At 70.0% G+C, this 14,302-nt stretch carries 9 protein-coding genes; all 9 read left to right on the plus strand.

What is annotated here, in order from left to right; all coding sequences use genetic code 11:
- Positions 1-247: 247 nt before the first annotated feature.
- On the plus strand, positions 248-2,971 hold the full coding sequence (acnA, locus tag ACW69E_RS13960; protein ID WP_457498540.1) for an aconitate hydratase AcnA: 2,724 nt from the start codon (positions 248-250) through the stop codon (positions 2,969-2,971).
- A gap of 428 nt (positions 2,972-3,399) precedes the next feature.
- Entirely contained in the window at positions 3,400-4,818 is a 1,419-nt protein-coding gene (gene ngcE / locus ACW69E_RS13965) for an N-acetylglucosamine/diacetylchitobiose ABC transporter substrate-binding protein (RefSeq protein ID WP_457498541.1), read from the plus strand.
- Between the two features lie 72 nt (positions 4,819-4,890).
- A complete protein-coding gene (locus ACW69E_RS13970; protein WP_457498542.1) occupies positions 4,891-5,916 on the plus strand; it encodes a carbohydrate ABC transporter permease in 1,026 nt (341 codons plus the stop codon).
- A gap of 22 nt (positions 5,917-5,938) precedes the next feature.
- Complete coding sequence (locus tag ACW69E_RS13975) at positions 5,939-6,907, plus strand: carbohydrate ABC transporter permease (RefSeq protein ID WP_457498543.1); 969 nt, start codon at positions 5,939-5,941, stop codon at positions 6,905-6,907.
- A 262-nt stretch (positions 6,908-7,169) separates the two neighbouring features.
- Positions 7,170-8,393, plus strand: coding sequence for an ROK family transcriptional regulator (locus ACW69E_RS13980; RefSeq protein ID WP_457498544.1), 1,224 nt, complete (start codon positions 7,170-7,172; stop codon positions 8,391-8,393).
- Positions 8,394-8,662: 269 nt separating this feature from the next.
- Entirely contained in the window at positions 8,663-9,769 is a 1,107-nt protein-coding gene (locus ACW69E_RS13985; protein ID WP_457498545.1) for an ABC transporter substrate-binding protein, read from the plus strand.
- A 98-nt stretch (positions 9,770-9,867) separates the two neighbouring features.
- Positions 9,868-10,656 (plus strand): ATP-binding cassette domain-containing protein, encoded by a 789-nt coding sequence (locus ACW69E_RS13990; protein ID WP_457498546.1) that lies wholly within the window; start codon positions 9,868-9,870, stop codon positions 10,654-10,656.
- The gene (locus ACW69E_RS13995; protein ID WP_457498547.1) at positions 10,653-11,960 is read left to right on the plus strand and encodes a sugar ABC transporter permease; all 1,308 of its coding nucleotides are present in this window, start codon (positions 10,653-10,655) and stop codon (positions 11,958-11,960) included. The genes ACW69E_RS13990 and ACW69E_RS13995 overlap by 4 nt, the downstream gene beginning before the upstream one ends.
- Before the next feature lie 217 nt (positions 11,961-12,177).
- Positions 12,178-14,145 carry a 1-deoxy-D-xylulose-5-phosphate synthase gene (gene dxs / locus ACW69E_RS14000; RefSeq protein WP_457498548.1) on the plus strand — a complete coding sequence of 656 codons (1,968 nt, stop codon included), beginning with the start codon at positions 12,178-12,180 and terminating at the stop codon, positions 14,143-14,145.
- The last annotated feature ends 157 nt before the right edge of the window (positions 14,146-14,302 follow it).

A 14,302-nucleotide genomic window follows, 5' to 3' on the forward strand; every position in this document is an offset into this window, starting at 1 on the left:
GCCTCCGCGCCGGTGCTTGGACGAGGGTGTACGGGTACCCGGGGCGAGGTGGGGCATGACCGCGGGGCGGCCATGTACTAGAGTTATCTCGACATCGAGATATCTACCGAGAGACGTACCGCCGCCGCGTCCACCGAGGCTTCGCCGGGCGACCCTCCACTTAGGTGAGCCTGAGCGAAGCGGTCGGGGCCCGGGGCGGCAGGATCGCGGTGGTACGCGCGAACCCATGCACTTGAAGGAGACTGTCGTGTCGGCGAACAGCTTCGACGCCCGCAGCACGCTGCAGGTGGGCGACGAGTCGTACGAGATCTTCCGGCTGGACAAGGTCGAGGGCTCCGCCCGGCTGCCGTACAGCCTGAAGGTCCTCCTGGAGAACCTCCTGCGCACCGAGGACGGCGCGAACATCACCGCCGACCACATCCGGGCGCTGGGCGGCTGGGACGCCAGCGCCCAGCCCAGCCAGGAGATCCAGTTCACCCCGGCCCGCGTGATCATGCAGGACTTCACCGGCGTGCCCTGCGTGGTGGACCTGGCCACCATGCGCGAGGCCGTCAAGGAGCTCGGCGGCGACCCGTCGAAGATCAACCCGCTGGCCCCCGCCGAGCTGGTCATCGACCACTCCGTCATCGCCGACAAGTTCGGCACCCCCGACTCCTTCGCGCAGAACGTCGAGCTGGAGTACGGCCGCAACCGCGAGCGCTACCAGTTCCTGCGCTGGGGCCAGACCGCCTTCGACGAGTTCAAGGTCGTGCCCCCCGGCACCGGCATCGTCCACCAGGTGAACATCGAGCACCTGGCCCGCACCGTCATGGTCCGGAACGGGCAGGCCTACCCCGACACCCTGGTCGGCACCGACTCGCACACCACCATGGTCAACGGCCTGGGCGTGCTGGGCTGGGGCGTCGGCGGCATCGAGGCCGAGGCCGCGATGCTGGGCCAGCCGGTCTCCATGCTCATCCCGCGGGTGGTCGGCTTCAAGCTGACCGGCGAGCTGCCCACCGGCACCACCGCCACCGACCTGGTGCTGACCATCACCGAGATGCTGCGCAAGCACGGCGTGGTCGGCAAGTTCGTCGAGTTCTACGGCGAGGGCGTCTCGGCGGTACCGCTGGCCAACCGCGCCACGATCGGCAACATGTCGCCGGAGTTCGGCTCCACCGCGGCGATGTTCCCGATCGACGGCGAGACCATCAGCTACCTGCGCCTGACCGGCCGCTCCGAGCAGCAGATCGCGCTGGTCGAGGCGTACGCCAAGGAGCAGGGCCTGTGGCTGGACCCGGCCGCCGAGCCGGACTTCTCCGAGAAGCTGGAGCTGGACCTCTCCACAGTCGTCCCCTCCATCGCCGGCCCCAAGCGCCCGCAGGACCGCATCGTCCTGGCCGACGCCAAGAACCAGTTCCTGCAGGACGTGCGGAACTACGTCAAGGACGGCGGCGACGTCGACGAGGCCAGCAAGGAGTCCTTCCCGGCCTCCGACGCCCCGGCCATCTCCAACGGCGCCCCGACCCAGAAGGTGAAGGTCACCGCCCCCGACGGCACCGAGTACGAGCTGGACCACGGCGCCGTGACCGTCGCCGCGATCACCTCCTGCACCAACACCTCCAACCCCTACGTCATGGTCGCCGCCGCCCTGGTGGCCAAGAAGGCGGTGGAGAAGGGCCTGACCCGCAAGCCGTGGGTCAAGACCACCCTGGCCCCGGGCTCCAAGGTCGTCATGGACTACTACGACCGCGCCGGCCTGACCCCGTACCTCGACAAGATGGGCTTCAACCTCGTCGGCTACGGCTGCACCACCTGCATCGGCAACTCCGGCCCGCTGCCGGAGGAGGTCTCCAAGGCGGTCAACGAGCACGACCTCGCGGTGGTCTCGGTGCTCTCCGGCAACCGCAACTTCGAGGGCCGGATCAACCCCGACGTCAAGATGAACTACCTGGCGTCCCCGCCGCTGGTCGTCGCGTACGCCATCGCCGGCTCGATGAAGACCGACATCACCACCGAGGCGCTGGGCACCGACTCCGACGGCCACCCGGTCTTCCTCAAGGACATCTGGCCCTCCGAGCAGGAGGTCGAGGAGGTCGTCGCCTCCGCGATCGGCCAGGAGATGTTCGGCTCCAGCTACGCCGACGTCTTCGCGGGCGACGCCCAGTGGCAGGCGCTGCCGGTGCCCACCGGCGACACCTTCGAGTGGGACCCGCAGTCCACCTACGTGCGCAAGCCCCCGTACTTCGAGGGCATGGGCATGGACCCGGAGCCGGTGCAGGACATCTCCGGCGCCCGCGTCCTGGCCAAGCTGGGCGACTCGGTCACCACCGACCACATCTCCCCGGCCGGCGCCATCAAGGCCGACACCCCGGCCGGCAAGTACCTCACCGAGCACGGTGTGGAGCGCCGCGACTTCAACTCCTACGGCTCGCGCCGCGGCAACCACGAGGTCATGATCCGCGGCACCTTCGCCAACATCCGCCTGCGCAACCAGATCGCGCCGGGCACCGAGGGCGGCTACACCCGCGACTTCACCGTCGACGGCGGGCCGGTCTCCTTCATCTACGACGCCTCCCAGAACTACCAGGCCGCCGGCATCCCGCTGGTCGTCCTGGCGGGCAAGGAGTACGGTTCGGGCTCCTCGCGCGACTGGGCGGCCAAGGGCACCGCGCTGCTGGGCGTCAAGGCCGTCATCGCCGAGAGCTACGAGCGCATCCACCGCTCGAACCTGATCGGCATGGGCGTGCTGCCGCTGCAGTTCCCCGAGGGGCAGTCGGCCGAGTCGCTGGGCCTGACGGGTGAGGAGACCTTCTCCGTCAGCGGCATCACCGCGCTGAACGAGGGCGGCATCCCGCAGACGGTGAAGGTGACCACCGACACCGGCGTGGAGTTCGACGCCACGGTGCGCATCGACACCCCCGGCGAGGCGGACTACTACCGCAACGGCGGCATCATGCAGTACGTGCTGCGCTCGCTGATCCGCAAGTGAGCCACGGGTGATCCGCGGCCGGCACGCGACCTGAGAGGCCGCTGTCCGCCGCCCGGTCACCCGGGCGGCGGACAGCGGCCCGGACGGCGGCGTTCAAGCGGTGACGGCGGGGCCGTACCTCCCATGGTGGGAGGTACGGCCCCGCCGCGTTTCCCGGAGGTCTCAACTCGGGAAAGACTGGCACCCGAACGCGCACCGATCTTGCCCCCCGGAAGGAGAGTGGACTATACCTGTCGGCGTCCGAGCGGTCATATGAGAAGACGAAGGCTCGAAAGTCGTGGCTCCCGAGGGGGAAGGGCACGGACAGGGCCCGGCGCGGCTTCGTGCGACCGGCGTTACATCCCGCACAACTCAGCTTCAACTCGTAAGCGGTGTCCGGCAGTTCCGGCACACCGCCGGAGTCCTTTACAGAAGGCGAGGACTTGAGCATGGGATCCACCGATGTCAACCGTCGTGATCTGATCAAGCGGGCCGCCGCGGCCGGCCTGATCGCCGTCCCCGCCATGAGCGCGCTCTCCGCCTGCGCCAGCAGCGACGGCGGCAGCGACAACGAGGTCGCCAAGGGCCAGAAGACCAAGGACAACCCGCTGGGCGTCAACAAGGACGCCGGCGTGGACTTCGTCATCTTCGACGGCGGCTTCGGCACCCAGTACGGCAAGGACGCCGCGAAGATCTACGAGAAGAGCTACGGCAAGGTCAAGCTCACCGCCACCCAGAAGATCCGCTCGGTCCTCCAGCCCAGAATGGTCGGCGGCAACCCGCCCGACCTCATCGACAACTCCGGCGCCGAGCAGATGGACGCGGCCACCCTGATCGCCAAGGACCAGCTCGCCGAGCTGAGCCCCCTGCTGGACGCCCCCTCCGTCGACGACCCGGACACCAAGGTCCGCGACACCCTCCTGCCGGGCACCATCGAGATGGGCCAGTACGGCGACGAGAAGGTCTGGCGCCTGAACTACGCCTACACCGTCTACGGCCAGTGGTACTCCAAGAAGCTGCTGGCCGACAACGACTGGGAGTACCCCAGGACCTGGGACGAGATGCTCGCCCTGTGCGCCAAGGCCAAGAAGAAGGGCATCGCGGGCTGGACGTACGCCGGCCAGCACCCGTACTACATCCCCTTCACCCTCTACCCGTTCATCGGGAAGATCGGCGGCCGGGAGGTCCTGGACGCCATCGACAACCTGGAGCCGAACGCCTGGAAGCACGACGCGGTCAAGAGCGCCTTCGAGGCCTACCACGAGCTGTCCGCCAAGGGCTACATCCTGCGGGGCACCCCCGGCCTGGACCACATCCAGTCCCAGACCCAGTGGACCAAGGGCAAGTGCATCTTCATCCCCAACGGCTCCTGGGTGGAGAACGAGGCCGCCGACACCACGCCCGCCGACTTCGACATGGCCTGCGGCGCGGTCACCGGACTGGACGACTCCGACAAGATGCCCTTCGGCACCCTGTGGGCGCAGGCCGGCGAACCGTTCATAGTGCCCGCCCAGGCCAAGAACCCGGCCGGCGGCATGGAACTGCTGCGGATCATGCTGAGCAAGGAGTCGGCGCAGAACTTCTCCAAGCTGGTGAAGTCGCTGACCTGCGTGGCCGGCGCCACCGACGGCATGGAGATGTCCCCCGGGCTGGCCTCCTCCAGCCAGGCGCTCAAGGACGCCGGGGACAACGTGGTCAACCCGCGCATCTTCGACTGGTACCAGACCCTCCACAAGGAGCAGATCGGCTCGGTGCTCGCCGAACTGCTGGCCGGCCGGATGAAGCCCGCAGAGGCCATGGACAAGTGCCAGGAGTACGCCGACCGGACGGCCGGGGACGACTCCGTCAGGAAGTACAGGCACGCGTGAGCCGGCCCCGGCAGGGGCGGAGCGGCCGGAAGAACCGGAACAGCCGGAAGGCGGAGATGGGACGAGGGCGGCATGGCCAGTGACAGCCCGGCGGTTGCCGAGGCCACCAAGCAAGCGGCGCCCCCGCCGGGAAGGTCCGGCGGAGGCCGCGGGGAGCGGCGCGTCTCCCCCCACCACCGGGCCTATCTGAAGTACCGGTTCATCGCCGGCTTCCTGGCGGTGCCCCTGGTGCTCTACGGCGTCCTGGTCGTGTCGCCGTTCTTCCAGACGTTCTACTACTCGCTCACCGACTGGACGGGCCTGAGCAGCGACTTCGCCTTCGTCGGGCTGGACAACTTCAGCCGCCTGATGGAGGACGAGATCTTCCGCAAGGCGCTGTGGCACAACGTCCTGCTGCTGCTGGTCCTGCCCGTCGTCACCCTCGGACTGGGCCTGTTCTTCGCCTTCATGCTCAACGTCGGCGGCCGGCACCGGCGGGGCGAGGCCGTGGCGGGGGTGCGCGGCTCGCACTTCTACAAGATCGTCTACTTCTTCCCGCAGGCGCTGTCGATCGCGATCGTCGTGGTGCTGTGGAAGTACATCTTCAACCCCGCCGGCGGCCTGCTCAACGGCATACTGTCGGCCGTCGGCCTGGGGGAGTGGCAGCAGAGCTGGCTCGGCGACCCCCGGCTGGCCTTCTGGTGCGTCGTGGTCGTGATGGTGTGGGCGAACGTCGGCTTCTACGTCGTCCTGTTCTCCGCGGCGATGGGCTCCATCCCCCGCGAGATCTACGAGGCGACGCTGCTGGACGGTGCGGGCCGGACGACCACGTTCTTCCGCGTCACCCTGCCGCTGATGCGCGACACCGTGCAGACCGGCTGGGTGTACATGGGCATCATGGCGCTCGACGCCTTCGCCGTGGTGCACATCCTGACGGTGAACGCGGGCGGCCCCGCCTACTCGACCATCGTCGCGCCGGTCTACCTCTACAACAAGGCGTTCCAGGACGGACAGGCCGGCTACGCCACCGCCGTCGCCGTCGCCCTGCTGATCGTCACCATGGTCTTCTCCGTGGCGGCGATGGCGTTCGGGCGGAGCAAGGACCGGATCGAGTTCTGACAGGCCAGCGGGAGAACCAGCCATGACCACTGCCGAACCGTCGCCCTCCCTCAGGCCGGGGGACCCCGAGGAGACCGCCGTGGCCCTCACCAAGGGCACAGCCGGCCCACAGCGGCCCGCCGGCGCGCCGGGCAGGGGCGCCGGGCGGGACGGAGGCGGTACGGAGGGGCGCACCCTCAACGCCTTCTCGCACGCCTTCCTGGTGCTGTGGGCCGTGATGGCCGCCGGGCCCCTGCTGTGGGCGGTGATGAACTCCTTCAAGTCCTCCGGCGCCATCCTGGAGGACCCCTGGTCGCTGCCGACCAGGCTGAACTGGGAGAACTGGTCCTTCGCCTGGAACGAGGCGAACATCGGCCAGTACACGATCAACTCGGTGATCGTGGTGGGCGGTTCGGTGGTCGGCACCATGCTCCTGGGCTCGATGGTGGCCTACGTCCTGGCCCGCTACGACTTCCCCGGCAACCGGCTGGTGTACTTCCTGTTCGTCGGCGGCATGGCGTTCCCGATCATCGTCGCCCTGGTGCCGCTGTTCTTCGTGATGAAGAACTTCGCGCTGCTGGACACCTACCACGGCCTGATCCTGGTCTACATCGCCTACTCGCTGCCGTTCACCGTCTTCTTCATGTCGGCCTTCTTCCGCACCCTGCCCTCCTCCATCGCGGAGGCCGCCGAGATCGACGGCGCCTCGCACAGCCGGATCTTCTTCCAGGTCATGCTGCCGATGGCCAAGCCCGGCCTGATAAGCGTGGGGATCTTCAACTTCCTGGGGCAGTGGAACCAGTACCTCATCCCCCAGGTGGTGCACGTGGGCGACGCCGACAAGTACGTGCTCACCCAGGGCCTGGCCAATCTGGCGGCCCAGACCGGCTACCGCGGCAACTGGGGCGGGCTCTTCGCCGGCCTGACCCTGGCCGTGCTGCCCATCCTCGTCGTCTACGTCGTCTTCCAGCGCCAGGTGCAGGCGGGACTGACGGCGGGCGCGCTGAAGTAGGCACCCGCCACCCGCCACCCGCCACCCGCCCCGGGGCGGTCACCGCACACCGGTGGCCGCCCCGGGGCTTCCGCGTGCACAGTCCGTCACCGTCCGTGCGTGGGCAACATCCGAGCGCCCACCCCGCTCAAGGTCTTGACGGGAGAGAACGCTTCAGGCTGTTCTTATGGTTCACGTGTTGGAGACAAGCCGCACCCCGTCGGCGTGGTGCGGCCCACGGGCAGGTCGTCGAGCCGCCCGTCGAGGCGGGAGTGGATGAGTCGTGGAGACTCCGGGGTCGCAGTCCTCTCTGCACCGGGCCAATCTGGAGCGGGTGGTACGAGCCGTACGCATCGCGGGCTCGCTCACCCAGGCGGAGATCGCGCGGACCACGGGGCTGTCGGCCGCGACGGTCTCCAACATCGTCCGGGAGCTCAAGGACAACGGCACGGTCGAGGTCACCCCGACCTCCGCCGGAGGGCGCCGGGCCCGCAGCGTCTCGCTGTCGGGGGACGCCGGGATCGTCGTCGGCGTCGACTTCGGCCACTCCCACCTGCGCGTGGCCGTCGGCAACCTGGCCCACCAGGTGCTCGCCGAGGAGTCCGAGCCCATCGACGTGGACGCCTCCGCCTCCCAGGGCTTCGACCGGGCCGAGCGGCTGGTGGAACGGCTGATCGAGGTGACCGGCTTCCGCCGCGAGAAGGTCATCGGGCTGGGCCTGGGCGTCCCCGGCCCGATCGACGTCGAGACCGGCGTGCTGGGCTCCAGCACCATCCTGCCGGGCTGGGCCGGGACCAACCCGCGCGAGGAGCTGTCCTCCCGGCTCGGCGTGGAGGTCCACGTCGACAACGACGCCAACCTCGGCGCGCTGGGCGAACTGGTGTGGGGCAGCGGACGCGGCGCGCGGGACCTGGCGTACATCAAGGTCGCCAGCGGCGTCGGCGCGGGCCTGGTGATCGACGGCCAGATCTACCGGGGCCCCGGCGGCACCGCGGGCGAGATCGGGCACATCACGCTGGACGAGTCCGGCCCGGTGTGCCGGTGCGGCAACCGCGGCTGCCTGGAGACCTTCACCGCGGCCCGCTACGTCCTGCCGCTGCTGCACTCCAGTCACGGGCCCGACCTGACCATGCCCGAGATGGTCAGGCTCGCCCGCTCCGGCGACCTGGGCTGCCGCCGGGTGGTGGCCGACGTCGGACGCCACGTGGGCAGCGGTGTGGCCAACCTGTGCAACCTGCTCAACCCCAGCCGGGTCGTGCTCGGCGGCGATCTGGCCGAGGCCGGCGAGCTGGTGCTCGGCCCGATCCGCGACTCGGTCTCCCGGTACGCCATCCCCAGCGCGGCCCGGCAGCTGACGGTGGTGCCCGGCGCGCTGGGCGGCCGCGCGGAGGTGCTGGGCGCGCTGGCGCTGGTGCTGAGCGAGATGGGCGACTCCACGCTGCTGGACGGCTCGCTGAACGGGGCCGCCGGGCGCGTGCCGGCCGTCGCAGCCTCGGCCGGGGCCTGACGGGCCCGGCCGGGGGGCTCGGGCCGGGCGCGGGCCGGGCGCGCGGAAAACAAGCGAAGAGAGGGACGGGACGGACGGGGAGCAAAGGGACCTTCGTGCCCGTGTCGCGTCTGCGAGAGCGCTCTCATCGCCACTCTATGTTCACCTTGTTCACGCATGGCATCGTTGCTGTCTCGTTAAGAATTTACTTCTTGACGGCAGGTGTTACTGCGAGTTGACTTCCTGCCACCTCGGCCGCAGTGACGCGGCCTCGTCAGGGAGGTTTCTGTATGAACACGCAACTGCGCCGTGCCGCCGTGGCCGCGGCCGCGACCGCCATGGCCGTCTCGCTGGCCGCCTGCGGCAGCGCCAAGGAGGCCGGAGGCGGTGCCTCGGGCGGCGACGACGAGAAGAAGGACGGCCCGCTGACCATCGGCCTGCTGCTGCCGGAGGACCAGACGGCCCGCTACGAGAACTTCGACAAGCCGCTCATAGAGAAGAGAATCAAGGAGCTCTGCTCCGACTGCGAGATCAGCTACGTCAACGCCAAGGAGGACGCGTCGACGCAGCAGCAGCAGATGAACTCGATGATCACCAAGAAGGTGGACGCGATCATCCTGGACGCGGTGGACGCCAAGTCCATCGCCGGATCGGTCAACAAGGCCGACCAGGCCGGCATCCCGGTCGTCGCCTACGACCGCCTCGCCGAGGGCCCGATCTCCGCCTACACCTCCTTCGACAACGAGCAGGTCGGCAAGGTCCAGGGCACCGCGCTGCTGGAGGAGCTCGGTGACAAGGCCGAGGACGGCCAGATCGTGATGATGAACGGGTCGCCGACCGACCCCAACGCGGCCATGTTCAAGAAGGGCGCCAAGTCCGTCCTGGACGGCAAGGTCAAGGTGGGCAAGTCCTACGACACCACCGGCTGGAAGCCCGAAGAGGCCAACAAGAACATGAGCGGCGCCATCGCCTCCCTGGGCAAGGACAACATCGTCGGCGTCTACTCCGCCAACGACGGCATGGCCGGCGGTATCATCACCGCCCTCAAGAGCGCCGGCGTCGACCCGCTGCCGCCGGTCACCGGCCAGGACGCCGAACTGGCGGGCGTCCAGCGCATCATCTCCGGCGACCAGTTCATGACGGTCTACAAGCCCTTCCAGCCCGAGGCCTACGCCGCCGCCGAGATGGCCGTCGCCCTGGCCCGTGGCGAGAAGCCGGAGACCGAGACCACCGTCGACAGCGCGACCACCAAGGACGTGCCCGCGACCCTGATCGAGCCGATCGCGGTGACCGCCGAGAACCTCAAGGACACCGTCGTCAAGGACGGCCTCTACACGGTGGAGGAGATCTGCACGGCCAAGTACGCCAAGGCGTGCGAGAAGGCCGGTCTGAAGTAACGGTCCGGCACTCCGCCGGCCCACCGGTGCCCGCGCCCCCTTCCACCCCGCCGGGCGCGGGCATCGTGCGGTCCCCACCCCCCGTTTTGTCCTAGGAGTTGGTTCACGTGTCCGCTACGCCTGTACTGGCGTTGCGCGGAATCTCCAAGCGCTTCGGTGCCGTTCAGGCGCTCACCGACGTCGAGCTGGAGGTCCACGCCGGCGAGGTCGTCGCCCTGGTGGGCGACAACGGCGCCGGAAAGTCCACCCTCGTGAAGACGATCGCCGGCGTCGGCCCCGCCGACGAGGGCGTCTTCGAGTGGCAGGGCCGAGCCGTCGAGGTCGGCCGGCCGCACGACGCCCAGGAGCTGGGCATCGCGACCGTCTACCAGGACCTCGCGCTCTGCGACAACCTCGACGTGGTCGGCAACCTGTTCCTCGGGCGCGAGATCCTGCGCTCCGGCGTCCTCGACGAGATCGAGATGGAGCGCCGCGCCCGGGAACTGCTCGACACCCTGTCGATCCGCATCCCCAGCGTCCGCATCCCCGTCGCCTCCCTCTCCGGCGGCCAGCGGCAGGTCGTCGCGATCGCCCGCTCGATGCTGGGCGAGCCGAAACTCGTCATCCTCGACGAGCCCACCGCGGCCCTCGGCGTCGAGCAGACCGCCCAGGTCCTCGACCTGGTCGAGAGGCTGCGCGAACGCGGTCTGGCCGTCATCCTCATCAGCCACAACATGGCGGACGTCAAGGCGGTCGCCGACAAGGTGGCGGTGCTCAGGCTCGGCCGCAACAACGGCGTCTTCGACGTCGCGAACACATCCCAGGAAGAGATCATCTCCGCCATCACCGGCGCCACGGAGAACGCCGTGACCCGCCGCAAGGCGCGTACCGCGGGGAGCCGACCGTGAGTGAGACCAAGCTTTCCAAGAACCCCGAGAACTCCGGGGCCGCAGCCTCCGCCTCCGGCAACGCCGCGGCCGCCCAGGGCGCCACGCCCGCCGTCGACCCCCGGCTGCTCGTGCGCGAGGAGGGCCTGGCGGGCTACTGGACCGACTTCAAGCGGAAGATGCGCACCGGCGAGCTGGGCTCCGTCCCCGTCGTCGTCGGCCTGATCCTCATCTGGGCGATCTTCCAGTTCCAGGACTCCGCCTTCCTGTCCGCCGAGAACCTCTCCAACCTGTCGGTCTACATCGTCGGCACCGGCCTGATCTCCGTCGGCATCGTCTTCGTGCTGTTGCTGGGCGAGATCGACCTGTCGGTCGGCTCGGTCAGCGGCCTGGCCTCCGCCGTCTTCGCCGTGCTCGCGGTGAAGAACGGGATGAACGAGTGGCTGGCGGTCCTCCTGGCGCTGGCCACCGGCGCCGCGGTCGGAGCCTTCCACGGCTACTTCTTCGCCAAGATCGGCGTCCCCGCCTTCGTCGTCACCCTGGCGGGCCTGCTCGCCTGGAACGGCCTGATGCTGAAGGTGCTGGGCACCGACGGCACCATCAACCTGGACCGCGACGGCCTGGTCGGCACCCTGTCCAACCACTACTTCACCGACATCGCCGTCGCCTACGGCACCGCGGCGGTCGCGGTCGGCGTCTTCTTCGCCGTCCAGTTCGCCGGCGCCCGGCGCCGCGCCGCGGCCGGCATCCCCGCCCGTCCGCTCAGCGAGATCATCGTGCGCACCTGCGTGCTGGCACTGCTGGCCTTCGGTGCCGCCTACATGCTCAACCAGTACCGGGGCATGCCGCTGGCGCTGCTGATCTTCCTGGTCGTGCTGGTGGCGCTGGACTTCGTCCTCAAGCGCACCTCCTACGGCCGCAAGGTCTTCGCGCTCGGCGGCAACACCGAGGCGGCGCGCCGCGCCGGCATCAACGTCGAACTGGTGCGCATCTCGGTCTTCTCCATCGCGGGCACCATGGCCGCCTTCGGCGGACTGATGATCGCCTCCCGCATCCTGGCCGCCAACCAGGGCGCGGGCAGCGGCAACCTGCTGATGGAGGCCATCGCCGCGGCCGTCATCGGCGGCACCAGCCTCTTCGGCGGGCGCGGCTCGGTGTGGTCCGCGCTGCTGGGCATGCTGGTGATCGGCTCGATCGCCAACGGCATGGCCCTGCTGGGCATCGCCGCCGCCATCCAGTACATGATCACGGGCGCGGTGCTGCTGGCCGCGGTCGTCATCGACTCGGTCTCCCGGCGCACCCAGCGCTCGGCGGGCCGGAGCTGACCGCCCACCCGCCCCTTCAATCCGCCCGGTGCCGGGCCCCTCGCCCCAGGGGCCCGGCACCGGGCGTGTGCGTGCCCCGGCCGGGGCCGTTCCCGCGACACACCGCGACACACCCGGACGGCGGCAACGCGGTGGCCGCCGCACGACCGGGCGACCGGAACATTAGACTCATCGGATCGGCACAAGCCCGTACGGCTCGACCAGCAAGGAGGCACGGGTGGCTCTGCTGACCCGCATCACGGGACCGCGCGATCTCGACCGGCTCAGCCCCGAAGAGCTCGACCAGCTCGCCCGGGAGATCCGGACCTTCCTCGTCGAGGCGGTCTCCAAGACCGGCGGCCACCTCGGCCCCAACCTGGGCGTGGTCGAGCTGACCATCGCCCTGCACCGGGTCTTCGAGTCGCCCAGGGACAAGGTCCTCTTCGACACCGGACACCAGAGCTACGTCCACAAGCTGCTCACCGGGCGGCAGGACTTCTCCAGACTGCGGGCCAGGGGCGGGATCTCCGGCTACCCCTCGCGGGCCGAGTCCGAGCACGATGTCATCGAGAACTCCCACGCCTCCACCGTGCTGGGCTGGGCCGACGGACTGGCCAAGGCCAACCAGGTGCTGGGCCGCGAGGACCACCACGTGGCCGCGGTCATCGGCGACGGCGCGCTCACCGGCGGCATGGCCTGGGAGGCGCTCAACAACATCGCCGCCGCCAAGGACCGCCCCCTGGTCATCGTCGTCAACGACAACGAGCGCTCCTACGCGCCCACCATCGGCGGCCTGGCCGACCACCTGGCCACCCTGCGCACCACAGACGGCTACGAGCGCTTCCTGGCCCGCAGCAAGGACCTGCTCAACCGCACCCCGGTCGTCGGCAGGCCGCTGTACGAGACCCTGCACGGCGCCAAGAAGGGCATCAAGGACGTCATCGCCCCGCAGGGCATGTTCGAGGATCTGGGCCTGAAGTACCTCGGCCCCATCGACGGCCACGACATAGTGGCCCTGGAGTCCGCCCTGACCCGCGCCAAGCGCTTCGGCGGCCCGGTCATCGTCCACTGCCTGACCGAGAAGGGCCGCGGCTACCAGCCCGCCGTCCAGCACGAGGCCGACCGCTTCCACGCCGTCGGCGTCATCCACCCCGACACCGGGCTGCCGGTGGCCGCCTCCGGCGCCGACTGGACCTCGGTCTTCGGCGACGAGATGGTCGAGCTCGGCCGCGAGCGCGCGGACGTCGTGGCCATCACCGCCGCGATGCTCCAGCCGGTCGGTCTGCAGAAGTTCGCCGAGACCTTCCCCGACCGCGTCTACGACGTGGGCATCGCCGAGCAGCACGGCGCCGTCTCGGCGGCCGGACTGGCCACCGGCGGACTGCACCCGGTCTTCGCCGTCTACGCCACCTTCCTCAACCGCGCCTTCGACCAGGTGCTGATGGACGTCGCCCTGCACAGGTGCGGGGTGACGTTCGTGCTGGACCGGGCCGGGGTCACCGGCACCGACGGCGCCTCCCACAACGGCATGTGGGACATGTCGATCCTCCAGGTCGTCCCCGGACTGCGGATCGCCGCCCCGCGCGACGCCGACCAGCTCCGTGCCCAGCTGCGCGAGGCCGTCGGGGTGAAGGACGCCCCGACGGTGGTGCGCTTCTCCAAGGGCGCCGTCGGCCCGTCCGTGCCCGCCGTCTCCACGATCGGCGGCATGGACGTGCTGCGCGAGGCGCGGACGGAGGAGGGCGAGCGGCCGGACGTGCTGCTGGTCTCGGTCGGCGCGCTGGCCCCGATGTGCCTGGAGGTGGCCGACCTGCTGGAGAAGCAGGGCATCTCCACCACCGTGGTGGACCCCCGCTGGGTCAAGCCGGTCGACGAGGCGCTGCCGCCGCTGGCGGACCGCCACCGCGTCGTGGTCACCGTGGAGGACAACAGCCGGGCGGGCGGCGTCGGTTCGGCGATCGCGCAGGCGCTGCGCGACGCGGGCGTGGACGTGCCGCTGCGCGACTTCGGCATCCCCGCGAAGTTCCTGGACCACGCCTCCCGCGCCGAGGTGCTCGCCGAGATCGGTCTGACCGCGCCGGACATCGCCCGCCAGGTCACCGGTCTGGTCGCCAAGCTCGGCGGCCGCTACGGCACCGGTGACACCGACGGCGCCGGCGACACCGAGCGCGCGGAGGGTCTCGGCGCGGAGGCCGCCCGGGACTGACGCCCCGGGGCCCGGCCGAGCCCCCTTCCCCGGCCGGTCCGTCCGGCGCCCCCGGACGGACCGGCGAGCCCGGTTCCCGAAGCCGCCTCCGCCGCCCCGGCACGCCGCACCGGCGCTCGCCGGAGCGGCGGTGGCGGCGGAGGGGACGGATAGGTTG

This window comes from Streptomyces sp. SS8, assembly GCF_054072955.1.